Source organism: Rhodobacter sp. (genome assembly GCA_020637515.1).
Taxonomy (GTDB): domain Bacteria; phylum Pseudomonadota; class Alphaproteobacteria; order Rhodobacterales; family Rhodobacteraceae; genus Pararhodobacter.
Genome location: JACKKG010000001.1, coordinates 404,990 through 421,720, shown reverse-complemented (window position 1 = coordinate 421,720; position 16,731 = coordinate 404,990). Strand labels below are relative to the sequence as shown.

15 protein-coding genes are annotated in these 16,731 nt (G+C 70.0%); 6 read left to right on the top strand and 9 right to left on the bottom strand.

What is annotated here, in order from left to right:
- Positions 1–80: 80 nt before the first annotated feature.
- Complete coding sequence (locus tag H6900_02070) at positions 81–2,138, top strand: ComEC/Rec2 family competence protein (GenBank protein ID MCC0072054.1); 2,058 nt, start codon at positions 81–83, stop codon at positions 2,136–2,138.
- A gap of 67 nt (positions 2,139–2,205) precedes the next feature.
- Positions 2,206–3,237 (top strand): Hint domain-containing protein, encoded by a 1,032-nt coding sequence (locus H6900_02065; GenBank protein MCC0072053.1) that lies wholly within the window; start codon positions 2,206–2,208, stop codon positions 3,235–3,237.
- Positions 3,238–3,273: 36 nt separating this feature from the next.
- On the opposite strand, the gene H6900_02060 is transcribed toward H6900_02065, so the two are convergent.
- On the bottom strand, positions 3,274–3,567 hold the full coding sequence (locus H6900_02060) for a hypothetical protein (protein MCC0072052.1): 294 nt from the start codon (positions 3,565–3,567) through the stop codon (positions 3,274–3,276).
- 271 nt (positions 3,568–3,838) lie between these two features.
- Here H6900_02060 and rpsD point away from each other — a divergent pair, with 271 nt between their 5' ends.
- The 4 genes from rpsD (at position 3,839) to H6900_02040 (ending at position 7,613) form a co-directional block, all read left to right on the top strand.
- On the top strand, positions 3,839–4,459 hold the full coding sequence (gene rpsD / locus H6900_02055) for a 30S ribosomal protein S4 (protein MCC0072051.1): 621 nt from the start codon (positions 3,839–3,841) through the stop codon (positions 4,457–4,459).
- Between the two features lie 268 nt (positions 4,460–4,727).
- Positions 4,728–5,813: a histidinol-phosphate transaminase gene (locus tag H6900_02050; GenBank protein ID MCC0072050.1), complete on the top strand. Its 1,086-nt coding sequence runs from the start codon at positions 4,728–4,730 to the stop codon at positions 5,811–5,813.
- Positions 5,813–6,730, top strand: a complete 918-nt coding sequence (locus tag H6900_02045) for a prephenate/arogenate dehydrogenase family protein (protein ID MCC0072049.1) — start codon at positions 5,813–5,815, stop codon at positions 6,728–6,730. Before H6900_02050 ends, H6900_02045 begins: the two co-directional genes overlap by 1 nt.
- A gap of 4 nt (positions 6,731–6,734) precedes the next feature.
- Complete coding sequence (locus tag H6900_02040; protein MCC0072048.1) at positions 6,735–7,613, top strand: extensin family protein; 879 nt, start codon at positions 6,735–6,737, stop codon at positions 7,611–7,613.
- Here H6900_02040 and H6900_02035 read toward each other — a convergent pair.
- The 8 genes from H6900_02035 to H6900_02000 form a co-directional block, all read right to left on the bottom strand.
- Positions 7,610–8,392: a thioesterase family protein gene (locus H6900_02035; protein MCC0072047.1), complete on the bottom strand. Its 783-nt coding sequence runs from the start codon at positions 8,390–8,392 to the stop codon at positions 7,610–7,612. The genes H6900_02040 and H6900_02035 overlap by 4 nt on opposite strands.
- Positions 8,389–9,819: an amidohydrolase gene (locus H6900_02030; GenBank protein MCC0072046.1), complete on the bottom strand. Its 1,431-nt coding sequence runs from the start codon at positions 9,817–9,819 to the stop codon at positions 8,389–8,391. Before H6900_02030 ends, H6900_02035 begins: the two co-directional genes overlap by 4 nt.
- 71 nt (positions 9,820–9,890) lie before the next feature.
- Entirely contained in the window at positions 9,891–10,814 is a 924-nt protein-coding gene (locus H6900_02025) for a glyoxylate/hydroxypyruvate reductase A (GenBank protein ID MCC0072045.1), read from the bottom strand.
- Positions 10,811–11,959 (bottom strand): rod shape-determining protein RodA, encoded by a 1,149-nt coding sequence (gene rodA / locus H6900_02020; GenBank protein MCC0072044.1) that lies wholly within the window; start codon positions 11,957–11,959, stop codon positions 10,811–10,813. Before rodA ends, H6900_02025 begins: the two co-directional genes overlap by 4 nt.
- Positions 11,956–13,905, bottom strand: coding sequence for a penicillin-binding protein 2 (gene mrdA / locus H6900_02015; protein MCC0072043.1), 1,950 nt, complete (start codon positions 13,903–13,905; stop codon positions 11,956–11,958). Before mrdA ends, rodA begins: the two co-directional genes overlap by 4 nt.
- Positions 13,902–14,441 carry a rod shape-determining protein MreD gene (locus H6900_02010; GenBank protein ID MCC0072042.1) on the bottom strand — a complete coding sequence of 180 codons (540 nt, stop codon included), beginning with the start codon at positions 14,439–14,441 and terminating at the stop codon, positions 13,902–13,904. Before H6900_02010 ends, mrdA begins: the two co-directional genes overlap by 4 nt.
- Entirely contained in the window at positions 14,434–15,456 is a 1,023-nt protein-coding gene (mreC, locus tag H6900_02005) for a rod shape-determining protein MreC (protein MCC0072041.1), read from the bottom strand. The genes H6900_02010 and mreC overlap by 8 nt, the downstream gene beginning before the upstream one ends.
- Before the next feature lie 32 nt (positions 15,457–15,488).
- Entirely contained in the window at positions 15,489–16,526 is a 1,038-nt protein-coding gene (locus H6900_02000; GenBank protein ID MCC0072040.1) for a rod shape-determining protein, read from the bottom strand.
- Positions 16,527–16,731 lie beyond the last annotated feature (205 nt).

Here is a 16,731-nt window from a genome sequence, read left to right as displayed (position 1 = left end):
GCTCTAGGCAAAGAGACAGGCGAGAACAAGTGTCGAGCCCCGCCGCCCAGGATCAGGTCGCCGTTTCCCTGCCAGCGCCGCTGGCGGGGCTGCTGGCGGCGATCGCGGTGGCGCGCGGGGCGCTGTTCCCGCTGGTGCCCGTCCTGCTGGGGATCGGCGTGGGTGCGTATTTCGCGCTTCCGGTCGAACCCGGCGCACCGGCGCTGACGCTGCTGGCGGGCGGATTGACGCTGGCCGCGGCGGCCGCGCTGACCGGGCCCGGCGACTGGCGACCGCTGGCGCTGGCGCTGGCGCTGGTCCTGGCCGGTCCGTTGCTGGCCGCCTGGCGCACGCAACAGGTGGCCGCGCCGGTTCTGGGCTGGCATCGCTATGGCCCGATCGAGGGGCGGATCGTCGGCATCGACCGGTCGGGCAGTGACGCGGTGCGCCTGACGCTGGACCGCGTGGTCCTGCCCGATGTCGCGCCCGGGCGGGTTCCTCGACGGGTGCGCGTTTCGATCCTGGGGCCGCTCGATATCGACCCGGTGGCCGGGGCCCGGGTCGCGACGACGGGTCTGCTGGCCCCGCCCGGCGGGCCGGTCGAGCCCGGCGGGTTCGATTTCCGCCGCCTCGCCTGGTTCGACGGGCTGGGCGCGGTCGGATACACGCGCAACCCCGTGGTGACGCTGGCGCGGCCCGAACCGGGCCTTGCGCTGGCCCTGACGCGGTTGCGCCTGCGCATCGCCGGCGGCATCCGCCAACGGCTTCCGGGCGAGGCGGGCGGCTTTGTCGCCGCGATCCTGACCGGGGACCGGTCTGGCGTGGGCCTCCAGACGACCGAGGCCCTGCGCCGCTCGAACCTGGCGCATCTGCTGGCCATCTCGGGGCTGCATATGGGGCTGCTGACGGGGGTGGTCTATGGCGTGTTGCGGGCGCTTCTGGCGATGGTGCCCTGGCTGGCGCTGAACTGGCCGATCCGGCGCATCGCCGCGCTGGGCGCGCTGGCCGCGGCGGCGGTCTATCTGGCGCTGTCGGGGGGCAATGTGGCGACGCAACGCGCGTTCGTGATGGCGGCGGTGATGCTGGGTGCCGTTCTGGCCGGACGACGCGCGGTGTCGCTGCGGTCGGTGGCCCTGGCGGCGCTGGTGCTGCTGGTCTGGCGGCCCGAGTCGATCCTGTCGGCCGGTTTTCAGATGTCCTTTGCCGCGACCGTCGCGCTGGTGGCGACGTTTCGCTGGTTGCGCGATCGCAAACAGGCGCAGCGCCTGGCCCGCTCGCGCAGCCCGCCGGGCCGGTCGGCCCGCTGGTTGGCGCCGATCCTGGGCGCCGTGACGACCTCGGTCGTGGCCGGTCTGGCAACGGCGCCCTTTGCCGCCGCACAGTTCCACCGCGCGGCCGAATACGGTCTGCTGGCCAACATCCTCAGCGTGCCGCTGATGGGCGTGCTGGTCATGCCGGCGGCGGTTCTGGCGGCCGCGCTCTGGCCGCTGGGTCTGGAGGGTATCGGCCTGTCCCTGATGGCGCTGGGCGCGCGCTGGATCCTGGGAGTCGCCACCTGGTTCGCCGGGATCGACGCGGCGCTGCGCCCTATCGCCGCGCCGCCGACCTGGGTGATGCCGCTTCTGTCGCTGGGCGCGTTGTGGCTGATCCTGTGGCCGGCCCGGTCGCGCTGGCTGGGGCTTGGGGCGATGGCGGCGGCGTTTGCCGGTTGGGGCCTCGCCGCCCGGCCGGCGCTGCTGATCGACGGTGAGGGGGCGCTTGTCGGCCTCTGGTCCCCGGCGGGGCGTGTGCTCAGCCGGTCTCGCGGCGCGGGGTACACGGCGCTCGCCTGGCTCGAGTCCGACGGGGACGGCGCCGACCAGGCCACCGCCGCCGCACGGCCGGGCTTCGAGCCGGTCGAGGGCGGGGTGCGGTTCGTCTTTGACGGCGAGGTCTGGGTGCATCTGACCGGACGGCGCGGCGAACGGGCGCTGGCGGACCAGTGCCACGACGGTCGGCGGATTGTCATCGACGCGCGCATCGATACGGCCCCGCCCGGCGACTGCCGGATCCTTGACGCAGCCGCGCTGGCGCGCTCGGGTGCGCTGGCCCTGGAGCCGGGCGGCACGGTCCTTTCCGCGCGCCAAAGGGCCGGCGACCGGCCCTGGACCGGGCCATGACGGCGCAGAACCTTCTTTCCAGACGACTCGGCGTTTGTTACCGTTCCGGAAACAAACAGGCAAAACAATGAGCAGTGTATCGGGTTTCAGCGGCGTGTATGCCGTCGAATGGGCGCAGACTGCGCCCGGAGAGGAATGGGGGCTGCCGCCGGATCTGATGGCGGTCGGCATGTCCTGGCGCTGGCGCGGCACGGCGCGCAGACTGGACGCCGGCATCGCGACGCTGTGGCTGGACAGCCCCGCGGACCGCGACGATCCGCGCCGGCGCGCGCGCGACCGGATGCGGCGCCTGGCGCTGGCGGCGATGCCACAGGCCCAGTCCGCGCCCGAACCCGACACCCCGGCCGATTCCATGCTGCTGACCGATGGCCGCCGGATCTATCCGGCACGGATCGTGCGGCAGGGCGCGCGGTTGCTGGCGGTGTTCCACCCCCTGTTGCCGCCGCCCGACCGCGAGTTGTGGGTCGCGGGGCTGTCGCTGGTCGATGCCACCCGCGCGCCGCGCCGAGCCGGCGTCATCTGCTTTCTGCCGGGCACGGCGATCGCCACCCCGCACGGCGCGCGGGCCATCGAAACACTCGCCCCCGGCGATCGGGTGCTGACGCGCGACAACGGCCCGCAGCCGGTGGTCTGGCGCGGCGAGACCCGCCTGTCGGGCGCCGAGCTGTTCCTGCATCCGCACCTGCGGCCGCTGCGGATCCGTGCCGATGCCCTGGCCCGCGGACGCCCCGAAGGGGACCTGCTGATCTCGCCCGGGCACCGGCTGTTGCTGCGCGCGCCGGCCCTGCTGGGCGAGGCCGAAGTGCTGGTCGCGGCCGAAGATCTGGAGGATGGCCGCGCCATCCGCCGGGACTTTGGCATCGATTCCGTGCGCTATATCCACCTGATGCTGGAGCGGCACGAGATCATCACCGCGAATGGCCAGCCTTGCGAAAGCTTCCACCCGGGGATGGCCGATCCGCGCGTTCTGGCCTGGCATGCGCGCTCGCTCGAACGGGTGGCGCCCGGGCTGGCCTCGGATCCGGGGCGGTTCGGCGATCCGGCGCGGCGCTGCCTGACCCGGGGCGAGGCCGGAATCCTGGCCCCCAGCGCCGCCTGACGCGCGCGGCGACCCGCGCCGCCCTGCCGTGGGGGCCTAGCCCTGGCGCCAGCGGCGCAGCGCCGCGCGCCCGCGCACGATGAGGGCCCCGACCCCGGGGCGTAGCAGGGGCAGGTCGATGGCCAGCAGGATCAGACCGAGGGGCAGCATCCAGAACCCGAGGATCGGCAGGAAACCCACGAAGCCGCCGGCGATCAGCAGCAGCGCAACCGGCAGCCGCAACCACACGCGCCCGGGCGCCGTCAGGCCGCGCACGACCCACCCCAGGCGCGGATGGCCGGTTTCGATCCGGTCGATCTGGCGGGTGAAACGGCGGTGGCTGGGGATCATGCGGACCTCATGTCGCGGTAGCCCGGATGTGGGGATGGCGCGCGCGCGGTGCAAGGGCGGGACACCGGCGCCATCCCGGGGGCGGGGGCGGGTGTCAGGGGGGCGTTGACTCTGCCCGCGCGGGCTGTATAAGCGCGCCGTCCGGGTGCTTGCCACAGTGGCAGGGCGCCCGGTTTTCATTGGTGTTGGCGGCCCCCGCAAGGGGAGACCTGTCGCCGGGGAAACCCGGAAAGGACAACGCCCTTCTGATGTGACAAGAAGGAGATCAGCGATGACCAAACGCACCGCTGCCAAATACAAGATCGACCGCCGCATGGGCGAAAACATCTGGGGCCGTGGCAAGTCGCCCGTCAACAAGCGCGAATACGGACCGGGCCAGCACGGCCAGCGCCGCAAGGGCAAGCTGTCCGACTTTGGCACCCAGTTGCGCGCCAAGCAAAAGCTCAAGGGCTACTATGGCGACGTGACCGAGAAGCAGTTCAAGCGCATCTATGCCGAAGCCGCCCGCGTGAAGGGTGACACCGGCGAGAACCTGATCGGCCTGCTCGAGCGCCGCCTGGACGCCGTGATCTATCGCGCCAAGTTCGTTCCGACCATTTTCGCCGCCCGCCAGTTCGTGAACCACGGCCATGTGACCGTGAACGGCAGCCGGGTGAACATCGCCTCGTATCGCGTCAAGGAAGGCGATGTCGTCGCCATCCGTGACCGTTCGAAGCAGATGGCGCTGGTGATGGAAGCCATCGCCTCGGCCGAGCGCGACGTGCCGGACTACCTGGACGCCGACCATTCGAAAATGACCGTGACCTTCGTGCGCACGCCGGGTCTGGGCGACGTGCCCTATCCGGTTCAGATGGAGCCGAACCTGGTCGTCGAATATTACGCGAAGAACTGATCCGGCCACGGCTGAGGTCTTGCCTCGTGGAGGGCCGCGCCGGGGAACCGGGGCGGCCCTTTCGCATCGGGGGCCGGTGGCGGCGGGGGGCCAGCCCCCCGCACCCCCCGCCGGGAGGGTGTCCCACCCTCCCGGACCCACCTGGCCGGACCCTCGTGAAGCGTATTTCTGCCAAGATGATGCCGGGGGCGGGAAGAGCATGGTCAAGGCGGGTGGTCGCCTTGACCGGGGCGAGGTAAACCCCCGAAGGGGGCGTCTGGGGAAGAACATGAGCGATACCATCCGTGTGCAGCCTGGGATCATGGACATCGCGCTCTATGTCAGCGGCGAGAGCACGCTGAAGGGGCGCGACGACGTGTTGAAGCTGTCGTCGAACGAGAACCCCTATGGCCCGTCGCCCCTGGCGGCTGCGGCCTTTGCGGCGGCGGCGGGGCAGTTGCACCGGTATCCCGCCACGGATCACGCCGGGCTGCGCGCAGCGATCGGCGGCGTGCACGGGCTGGACCCCGACCGGATCATCTGCGGCGTGGGCTCGGACGAGGTTCTGCAATTCATCGCCCAGGCCTTTGCCGGTCCCGGCGACGAGGCGATCACCACGGCGCACGGCTTTTCGATGTATCCGATCCTGGCCCATGCCGTCGGCGCCACCCCGGTCGAGGTGCCCGAGAGGGACCGCGTGGTCGATGTGGACGCTATTCTGGCGGCGGTCGGTCCGCGCACGCGGCTGGTGTTCATCGCCAACCCGGCCAATCCCACCGGCACGATGGTGCCTGACACTGCGCTGCGGCGCCTGGCGCAGGGGCTGCCGGCGGACGTGGTGCTGGTGCTGGACGGCGCCTATGCCGAGTTTGCCCAGGGGTATGACGGCGGCGCGGAGCTGGTCGATGCCCATCCGAACGTCATCATGACGCGAACCTTTTCCAAGATCCACGGTCTGGGCGGATTGCGCATCGGCTGGGGCTACGCGCAGCGCGCGGTGATCGACGTCCTGAACCGCATCCGCCAGCCCTTCAACCTGTCCAACGCGCAGCTCGGCGCGGCCGAGGCGGCAGTGCGGGACGTGGCCTATACCCGTTGGTGCGCCACCGAGAACGCCCGCTGGCGCGCCTGGCTGCGCGCGGCGTTGGTGCAGATGGGCATCGGTTGCGATGAGAGTCACGCGAATTTCGTCCTCGCGCGGTTTGCCAGCGCCGACGAGGCGGACGCCGCCGACGCCGCGCTGAAGGCCGACGGCATTCTGGTGCGCAAGGTCGCCGGCTACAAGCTGCCCGAATGCCTGCGCATTACCGTGGGCGACGAGGCGGCCTGCCGTCGCATCGTCGGTGTGCTGGCGGCGTTCAAGGGGGTGCGGTGATGGCGCGTGTGTATGAGCGGGTTGCCCTGATCGGGCTGGGCCTGATCGCCGGGTCGATGGCCCATGCGATGAAGCGCCACGGTTTGGCCGGTCACATCGCCGGGCACGCACGCAGCGCCGAAACCCGCGAGGCGGCGCGGCAGATCGGGTTTGTTGACAGCGTTCACGCCACGGCGGCCGAGGCCGTGCAGGGCGCCGATCTGGTGGTTCTGGCGGTGCCGGTGGGGGCGATGGAGGCCGTCGCGCGCGAGATCGCGCCGCATCTGCGCCCGGGCGCAACGGTTACGGATGTGGGGTCGGTCAAGCAGGCGGTGATCGACGCGGTCGGCCCGCACCTGCCGCAGGCGGTGCATTTCATCCCCGGGCACCCCTTGGCCGGGACCGAGCATTCGGGCCCCTATTCGGGCTTTGCCTCGTTGTTCGAAAACCGCTGGTGGCTGTTGACCCCGCCCGACGGGGCCGATGCCGAGGCCGTCGCGCGTTTGCGCCGCTTGTGCGAGGGGATGGGCGCGAACGTGGATACGATGGAGGCTGGGCATCATGACATGGTGCTGGCCGTGGTGTCGCACACGCCGCACCTGATCGCCTACACGATGGTTGGCGTGGCCGATCACCTGCGCCGCGTGTCGCAAAGCGAGGTCATCAAGTATTCGGCCTCGGGGTTTCGGGATTTCACGCGGATCGCGGCCAGCGATCCGACGATGTGGCGCGACGTGTTCCTGACCAACAAGGACGCGACGCTGGACATCCTGGGCCGCTTCACCGAGGAGCTGTTTGTGCTGCAACGCGCCATCCGCATGGGTGACGGCGATCACCTGTTCGACTATTTCACCCGCACTCGCGCGATCCGGCGCGGCATCATCGAGGCAGGACAAGACACCGACGCGCCCGATTTCGGCCGCGGGCGAAAGGGCTAGGCGCGTGCGGGCGGTTCTGCTGATCCTGAGCCTGATCCTGGGCGCCGGCACGGCGCTGGCCGAGGTGCCGTGGCACTCGCTCTTTCCGCGCCCGCGTCCGGCGCAGCTGGGCGGTCCGGCCGTGGGCGTTCCGGTGACCGACAACGCTGTGGTCCAGGCGCTGGCCGGCACGCTGGCCGCGCCCGGTATTGCCCCCGGTATTGCCCCCGGTTCGGTCGCCGAGGAAACCGCGTTGGCCGTCGCCCGCAGCCTGGTGCCGCGCCGACGCCCCTCGGGGTTGCGGGCGCCGACGCGCCCGGTGCAGCCCGTGCGCGCCGTGGCGGCGGCCACCGGGGCCACCGGGGCCACAGGGCCGGTCCGGGCGGGGCTGTGCAACACGCGCGGCCTGACCGGCCGCGAGTTGCCGCCCATCACCTCACGCACGCGGGGGTGCGGGGTCGATGCGCCGGTCAGCGTGACGGCGGTGCAGGGCATTCCGCTGTCGCGCCCGGCGACGCTGGGCTGCGACGCGGCCGTGGCCTTTGATCGCTGGGTGCGCGAGCAGATGCTGCCCGCCGTCGGCAGCCGGGGCGGCGGGGTGACGCAGATCCGGGTCATCGGGGACTATTCCTGCCGCACGCGCAACAGCCAGCCGGGCGCCCGGATTTCCGAACACGGGCGCGGGCGGGCGATCGATTTTGCCGGCTACCGGCTGGCGAACGGCGATGTGGTGACGGTGCAGGGCGACTGGGGGCGGGGGCGCAACGGTCGCGCGCTGGCGCAGATGTATCGCGGTGCCTGCGGGATTTTCGGCACCACGCTCAGCCCGGCGGCGGATCGCTACCACCAGGACCATTTTCATTTCGACGTCGCCAGCTATCGCAGCGGGCCCTACTGCCGTTAGTCGAACAGCGCGACCAACTGCTGGGCCGAGCCGATCAGCCGCCCGCCGGCGTCGTGCAGGGCCATGTCCTGCACCGAATACCCCTCGTCGGCCTGAAGGCTGGCGGTGCGGATGCTGATCCAGTCGTTGCGATCGGGAATTCGCGCCAGGTCCAGCGTCCAGGTGATGGTGCTGATCGGCGCGAGGGTGCGGAACCCGGTCATCGCCGCCGGGGGCAGGCTGTCGGCGATGCAGACCAGGGCGATCTCGGGCGGCACGTCGCTGTCATCGGCCAGGCGGCTCCAGGTGGTGAAGGCGGGCGTGTCCGAGCCGGTGACCAGGTGCGGCCCCTCGGCCAGTTTCAGGTTGAAGCGGCCCAGGAAGTTGGGCCCCGCACCCCCGGGCAGGAAAGCCGGGCAATCCCCGGGCGCGGGCAGGGCCGGCGCGGGGGCGTGGTCGTGGCGATGTCTGGACGGCCGCGCGGCGCCGAAGACGAACAGGAACGTCGCGCCAATCGCATCCTGCGCGCAGGCCTCGACGCGTACGAAACTGCTGGTGCGGCCGGCGCGGACCAGGCTGACATGCAGCGTCACATCGGCCCCAATCGGGCGCAGATAGGCCACCTGCATCGTTCGCAGGCGCGGCAGATCGGGCAGCGCCAGGCGGGCGGCCGCCAGCGCCAGCGCGGCGGTGATGCCGCCAAAGGCGGTGCGGCCCTGCATCCACCCCTCGGGGATATGCGCGGCGATGCCGTCGGGACCGGGCACCAGGTCGCGCAAGAGCGTGCCGAGGGTGCTCATTGCGCGGCCCTCTGGCGCAGGGGCGGGGGCAGCACGTCGTCTGGCAAGGGCGAGGCATAGGGCCGCGCGGCGGTGCGGGCGGCGAATTCGGCGCGGGCCTCGGCCAGCAGGGCGGGGTCCGCGATCAGCCGTTCGGCGGCGCCGGCCATCGCCTTTGCCGCGTGGATCATGCCGCGATGGGCCATCGCCGATTTGCCCTGCGCGACCAGTTGCCAGCTGTGAAACGGCGTGCCCAGCGCGCAGGTGGCGGCGGTGCATTGGGTGAGCGGGGTTTGCCAACTGACATCGCCGACATCGGTCGAACCGGGCAGGATCAGCGTTTCGGGGGCCAGGGGCAGCGTGCCCTCGTGCAGGATCGGCGCCTCGGCCGGCGGGTCGATGCCGAACATGCGATAGGCAGCGCCCACGTCCTGCGGACCGAGGGTGTCGCGGATCGCGGCGGCAAAGCGGTGATCCTCAGGGTCGAAACCGGGGTTGCCCAGGCGTTCCAGTTCGGCCTGCATCAGGCGGTCCAGCACCCGGTTCGGCAACAGGCTTGAGCAGGCCTTGTCCACCTCGAACGTCATTTCGGTTTCGGTCATCATGGCCGCGCCCCGGGCGATCCGTGTCACCCGTTCGAACAGGGCCAGCGCGTCGGCGGGTTCGGGCGAGCGGATCAGATACAGCGCCTCGGCATGGTCCTGCACGACATTGGGCGACAGGCCGCCGGTCTGGGTGATGGCGCTATGGATGCGGGCCTTTTCGGGCATGTGTTCGCGCAGGTATTGCACCCCGACCGAGGTCAGTTCGACCGCGTCCAGTGCCGAGCGGCCCAGTTCCGGGCTGGCGGCGGCATGGGCGGCGCGGCCGTGAAAGCGGTAATAGACCTGCACATTGGCCAGAGATCGCGCCGGCGAGACCGCGTTGAACGAGCCGGGATGCCAACTGAAGGCCGCGTCCACCCCGTCGAACACCCCCGCCCGCGCCATGAAGGTCTTGCCCGAGCCGCCCTCTTCCGCCGGGCAACCGTAGTAGCGAACGCGCCCCGCGCGCCCGGTGTCGCGCAGATGGTCGCGCAACGCCGTCGCCGCCAGCATCGCCCCCGCGCCCAGCAGGTTGTGACCGCAGCCGTGCCCGTTGCCGCCCTGTTCCAACGGCGTTTTCACCGCCACCCCCGCCGCCTGGCTCAGGCCCGCCAGCGCGTCGAATTCGCCCAGAAAGGCGATCAGCGGCCCGTCGGCGCCCCAGTCCGCCATGAACGCGGTGGGGATGCCCGCCAGCCCCTCGGTCACGCGAAAGCCGGCGGCGCGCAGGGTGGCAATCTGTTCGCCGGCCGAGCGCGTTTCGCCGTAGCGCAGCTCCGGCGTGTCCCAAATCCGGTCCGCAAGTGCCGCGTAGGCGGGCGCCAGCAGGTCGATCACCGGATCGGTATGCGGTTGATTCGACATCGCGATCCCCTGTTCCCGAGTTTCCGGATCAGACCCGTTCCGCGCGCCGGGATCAAGCCGCGACCTTGCGCTCAATACCCGGCGGCGCGGTCCACGCGGTGCAGCAGCGGCTCATGGTCGCGCAGGCGGCGCAGGTTCTCGGCGATCACCTGCGCGGCGGTGGCGGGGCGGGTCTCGGCGGCGATATGCGGGGTGACGGTGACGCGGGGATGGGCCCAATAGGCGTGGTCCTGTGGCAAGGGCTCGATGCGGAAGACATCGAGGGTCGCGTGACCGACCTGCCCGCTGTCCAGCGCCTCCAGCAGCGCCGCATCGTCGATCAGCGTGCCGCGCCCCGGGTTGACGATTGCAGCGCCCGCGGGCAGCCAGGACAGGGTTTCGGCGTTCAGCGTGTTTTCGGTGTCCGCCGTGGCGGGCAGAAGGGTGACGACGATCTGCGCCTGTTCCAGCACGCCGCGCAGCCCTTCGCGCCCATGGTGACATTCGATCATCGGCACGTCCTTTGCCCGCCGGCTCCATCCCAGCACGGGAAAGCCCAGGCAGGCCAGCGCCTGCCCGCAGGCCGTCCCCAGGGTGCCCAGCCCCAGCATCGCCACCGGCCGTTCGGCGGCGAGGGGTGGCGGCACCGGCTGCCACCGCGTCCGGGACAGGGTGTCCATGCCCAGATGCGTCCGCAGCACATGGCCGGTGACATACTCGACCATGCCCTGGGTCAGGCCCGGGTCCACCATGCGGCACAAAGGTTGCGTCAGCGTGCGGTTGGTGACGATCCGCTCGACCCCGGCCCAGAGGCTGAGCACCGCCTTGCACCGGGAATAGGGCGTGAAATCGTCGGGGGTCTCGGCGTTCGGGGCGTAGATCATGGCCTCGACCGTGGCGGGGTCGGCGCGCAGGGTCAGCGCGCCGTCATCGAGCCCGGCATCGCGCATCGCGGCACGCAGAGGGGCTTCCCAGATCGGCCAGCGCCAGTCGCCGGCGGCGAAAAGGATGGTCATGCGCGTTCCCTCGGTCGGTGGATGCAGGCGGATTGCACCAGGCCAAAGCCGATCAGGATCATCAGCATCGCCGAGCCTCCGTAACTGACAAGCGGCAGCGGCACGCCGACGACCGGCGCCAGGCCCATCACCATCGCCATGTTGACCGCGAAATACAGGAAAAAGTTCCCGGCGATGCCCAGGATCAGCAGCGCCGCAAAGCGGTTCTTCGACTGCATCGCCGCGACGATGCAGGTGACGATGATGCCGATATAGAGCGCCAGCAGGAACACGCCGCCGATGAAGCCGAACTCCTCGGCCAGGGTGTTGAAGATGAAGTCGGTCTGCTTTTCCGGCAGGAAGTTCAGCCGCGACTGCGTGCCCTGCATGAAGCCGCGCCCCGACAATCCGCCCGACCCCAGCGCGATCATGGCCTGGTTGATGTGATACGAGGTTCCCAGCGGGTCCAGCGACGGGTCCAGAAATGTGTCGATGCGGCGGAACTGATAGTCGTGCAGCAACTGCCAGCTTGTCCCGCGCGAGGCAAAGACCACCGAAATCAGCCCGATCACCAGCCCGATCACCCCGCCGAAATACCACAGGCTGACCCCGGCGAAGAACATCACCATTCCGCCCCCGCCGATAATCAGCAGCGCGGTGCCCAGGTCGGGCTGTTTCACCACCAGAAACGCGGGCACCAGGATAATGAGCAGCGCCACCCCCACCCACAGCGGATGCGAGACCTTGCGGATGTCCAGCCAGTCGTAATAGGCCGCGACCGCCATGATGACGGTGATCTTGGTCATTTCCGAGGGTTGCAGCCGGATCGGCCCCAGTTCGAGCCACCGCTGCGCGCCCATGCCGATCGAGCCGAAGAATTCGACCCCCAGCAGCAGCAGCACCGACACCGCATAGGCCATCCCGGCCATCGAGCGCCAGAACCACAGCGGCACGAAGGCGATGGTGAACATGACCGCCAGCGACAGCGCAAAGCGTTGCATCTGTGGCTCGGCCCAGCGGTCGAACTGCCCGCCCGACACGGAATAGAGTTGCAGAAAGCCCACGCAGGCGACGGCGGTCAGCAGCAGCACCAGCACCCAGTTGACATAGAGCACCTTGCTCAGTCCGGTTGGCGACCGTTTGACGTTGTATTCCAGATAGCTCATGCCCGGTTGCGCCCCGTTTGTGGTGTTGCGGCCGGGCCGATGCGCTCGCTGATGGCGCGGATCACGGATTCGATGCGATTGCGCTGCGGGGCGGGGTAGGCCTCGAGCGGGGGCAAGCCGCCGTTCTGGGCGGCCAGGATGATGTCGCGGGCGATGGGCGCGGCGACCGACGAGCCGGCGCCGCCGTGTTCGACGACCACCGACACCGCATAGCGCGGGTCGGTGTCGGGTGCGTAGCAGATGAACAGCGCGTGGTCGCGGCGGTTCCACGGCAGTTGATCCTGCCGGCGCAGACCCGCCGCGCGTTCGGCCGACGTGATCGAGAACACCTGACTGGTGCCCGTCTTGCCCGCCATGCGCAGATCGGCCGAAACGATGCGCGACCCATAGGCGGTGCCGCGGTTCGAATTCGACACCTCCCACATGCCGCGCTGCACCTGCGCCAGCGCCGCCGCGTCCAGCCCCAGCGCGGGATAATCGGGAACGGGTTGCTCGATGTCGTCGATGGCGTGGACCAGGCGCGGCAGGATCGCCCGGCCGGTGGCGATCCGCGCGGTCATGACCGCCAATTGCAACGGCGTCGCCAGCACATAGCCTTGCCCGATCGAGGCGTTGATCGTGTCGCCGACGACCCATTCCGCATCGCGCCGCTCGCGCTTCCATTCGCGCGATGGGTTCAGCCCGCTGGAAATCCCCGACAGGGGCAGGTCGTAGCGAAAGCCCAGGCCCATGCGTTCGGACATGGCGTTGATCCGGTCGATGCCGACGCGCTGGGCCATCTCGTAGAAATAGACGTCGCAGCTTTCGGCCAGCGCCGAGGTCAGGTTGACCCGCCCGTGCCCGCCCCGGTTCCAGCAGTGGAACCGGCGGTTCGAGACCTCGATATAGCCGGGACAAAAGACCCGCTCGTCGGGTGTGGCCAGCCCCGCGTCAAAGGCCGCCAGCGCCGTCACCGGCTTGAAGGTCGAACCGGGCGGATAGGCGCCCTGCACGGTCTTGTTCGACATCGGGCGGTGATCGTTGTCGCGCAGCTCGGCGAAATCCGCGACCGAAATGCCGCGCACGAACAGGTTCGGATCGAACGATGGCGCCGAGGCCAGGGCCAGGATGTTGCCGGTCTGCACCTCGATCACGACGGCGGCGGCGCTGTCCTCGCCCAGCCGGGCCAGGGTGAAGGCCTGCAAGGCACGGTCCAGCGTCAATTGCACGTTGGCGCCCGCGTCCCCTTCTTGCCGGTCGAGTTCGCGCATCTCGCGGCCGACGGCGTTCACCTCGATCCGCCGGTGCCCGGCGGATCCGCGCAGGAGGTCCTCGTATTCGCGTTCGACCCCGATCTTGCCGATCTGGAAGCGCGGGATCATCAGCAGCGGGTCGGGGTTCTCGCGCCCTTCCAGGTCCCGTTCCGAGACGGGGCCGACATAGCCGACGGTGTGCGCGAATTCCGCGCCGAAGGGATAGAAGCGGGTCAGCCCGACCTCGGGCGTGATGCCGGGCAGGGCCGGGGCGTTGGCGGCGACGCGGGCCACTTCCTCCCAGTTCAGCTGGTCGGCGATGGTGACCGGGACAAACGGGCGGTGGCGCATGATCTCGCGCTCGGCGCGGTCGATCTCGTCAGCGGTCAGCGGGATCAGCGCGGACAGGCGTTCCAGCGCGGCGCGGGGCTCGCCCGCGTCCTCGCGCACCAGAACGATGCGATAGTTCTGCACGTTCTGGGCCAGAAGATTGCCGTTGCGATCCGCGATCAGCCCGCGCGACGGCGGCAGCAGTCGGATGTTGATGCGGTTTTCCTCGGCCAGCAGGCGGAATTCCTCGGATTGGCCCAGCTGCAACTGCCGCATTCTGAGCACCAGCACCCCGGCAAACGCCATCTGCGCGCCGCCCATCAGCATGGCGCGGCGCGAAATGCGGCGGGCGCTTTCCTCGGTATCCTTGGGCGGGCGCTTCATAGTTTCCGTCCCAGCTCGTCCAGTTCGCCAGTCGCGGGCTTGCGCACGCGCAGCACGGATTGCAACGCCCAGACCACCAGCGGATAGACCAGGATTGTGACCGCAAGCCGCGCCAGGCTCAAGTCGAGGGGATCGCGCCCGACCATCACGATTGCAAGACCGAACCGATAGGCCAGGGTCATCGCGATCAGCACCGCGCTGACCATCGCCCATTCCAGCAGCAGGTTCATCTCGCGCACGACCGAGGCGCGGCGGCGCAGGAACTCGCTGCCGCCCAGCACGATCAGCGCCCACAGGCCCGGCGGGCGCATCAGCACCAGGTCCTGCGCCAGAAAGGTGAGCGCGATGGCGGCGGCGGGCAGATGCGCGGGGCGGCGCAGCACCCAGGCCAGCGTCAGCGCCAGGAACAGGTCGGGTGCGGGCCAGCCGGGTTCCGGCCCCGACAGCGGCAGGATGTGGATCAGCGTGCCGACCCCCGCGATCGCCAGCCACAGGCCCAGATGGGCCAGCGTGTTCAGCCGCCAGGTTTCATTCATTCTGCGATCCGTCGGTCACCGGGGCCTCGGCGCCGCCGGGCAGGGGCACGGCGGGCACCGGCTCGACGGTTTCGGTCGCGGTGTCGGGCTCGGCCTCGGCCAGGGGCGCGGGGGCGGGAACGCCGGTTGTCGGGTCCAGCGGTGTCCCCGAGGGATCGACGGGCCTGAGCAGGGCGCCGGTCTGGTCGATCTGTTCGGCCGGGCGCGAGCGCAGCACGCGCAGGAAATCGAGCCGCCCGTAATCCGCCGCCAGCCGCACGCGGGTGCGCCCGTCCGCCCCTTGCGCGACCTCGCCCACCAGGAGGCCGGGTGGGAAGACCCCGCCGTCCGAGGCGCTGACGACCCGGTCGCCGGGCCTGAGTTCATCGGCATTCTCGACGAAATCCAGCACCGGCATCGCCGTATTGTCGCCCGACAGCAGCGCATGTTGCCCCGAGGGCTGCACGATGACCGGCACGCGGCTGTTGGAATCGGTCAGCAGGATCACCCGCGACGACCGTTCGCCAACGCCGGCGATGCGCCCGGCAAGGCCCAGCCCGTCCATCACCGCCCAGCCATCGACGATTCCGTCGCGCGCGCCCACGTTGATCAGCACCGACTGGCGGAACGGGCTGCCGGCGTCGGCCATCACCACGCCGGTGACGTGGGTCAGTTGCGGGTCCAGCCGCACGCGGGCCATGTCCAGCAACTGGGCGTTGCGCTGTTCCAGTTGCAGGGCGGCCTCGCGCCAGGCGCGCATCTGCTGCAACTCGCGCCGCAGTTCCTGGTTCTGTTCGTAGATGCGGGCATAGCTGCGGAAATCCTCGACCATGCGCGAGACACGGGTGACGGGCGCCATGGCCCAGTCCATGTTCGGCACGACCGTGTCCAGAACCGCGGTGCGGAAGCGTTCCACGCGCGGGCTGTCGATGCGCCACAACAGGAACAGCGCCAGCAGCAAAAGCGCCAGCACCCCGATGACGAGGCGCCGGACGGGGCGGACGAAATCGGCCTCGTTGCTCCGGTCAGATGCCACGGCGATCCCTCTTCACAGGGGCGGGAAGGGCGTCAGCTTTCGTAGTCGATGGCGTGACGCAGTTGCTTTTCGTATTCCAGTGCCTTGCCGGTGCCCAGGGCAACGCAGTTCAGCGACTGGTCGGCGACGGTGATGATGAGGCCCGTCTGCTCGCGCAGCGCCAGGTCCAGATCGCCCAGAAGCGCACCGCCGCCGGTCAGCATGACGCCGCGGTCCACGATGTCGGCGGCCAGGTCGGGGGGCGTGGTTTCCAGCGCGATCATCACCGCCTCGCAGATCGTCTGCACGGTTTCCGACAGTGCCTCGGCCACCTGGCCCTGGGTGATCTCGATTTCCTTGGGCACGCCGTTCAGCAGGTCGCGGCCGCGGATCTGCATGACCTTGCCGCGCCCGTCATCGGGCATCCGGGCGGTGCCGATGGTGGTCTTGATCCGCTCGGCGGTGGATTCGCCGATCAGCAGGTTCTGGTGGCGGCGCAGGTAGCTGATGATCGCTTCGTCCATACGGTCGCCGCCGACGCGGACCGAGCGCGCATAGACGATGTCGCCCAGGGACAGAACCGCGACCTCGGTCGTGCCGCCGCCGATATCGACCACCATCGAACCGGTGGGATCGGTGATCGGCATGCCCGCGCCAATCGCGGCGGCGATGGGCTCGGAAATCAGCCCCGCGCGGCGCGCGCCGGCAGACAGCACGGACTGGCGGATCGCGCGCTTTTCAACGGGCGTGGCGCCATAGGGGACGCAGACGATGACCTTGGGCTTGGAAAAGGTCGAGCGTTTGTGCACCTTGCGGATGAAATGCTTGATCATTTCCTCGGCCACGTCGAAATCGGCGATGACGCCGTCGCGCATGGGGCGGATCGCCTCGATCGAGCCGGGGGTGCGGCCGAGCATCAGCTTGGCATCCTCGCCGACGGCGAGCACCTGCTTGCGCCCGTCCTTGACGTGATAGGCGACGACCGAGGGTTCATTCAGGATGATGCCCCGGCCCTTGACGTAGACCAGGGTGTTCGCCGTTCCGAGGTCGATCGCCATATCCGACGAAAAGAGGCCTGTCAGTCCAAACATGTGGCGATCATCCTGAAAGTATGGAAGGTCCCTGCGGGTCAGGGCGGGGGCGTGGCGCGGCCCTTATAGGCCTGCCGGGGCCGTGCCGTAAAGGCCCCCAGGGGGGCTGTTCGGCGCATATCTGCCGCCTTTCGGGTCACGAAAGGGTCAGCGAAAGGCGGGGGGCTGCCGCCCCCCGCACCCCCTGCTTCAAGGGGGGCACGCC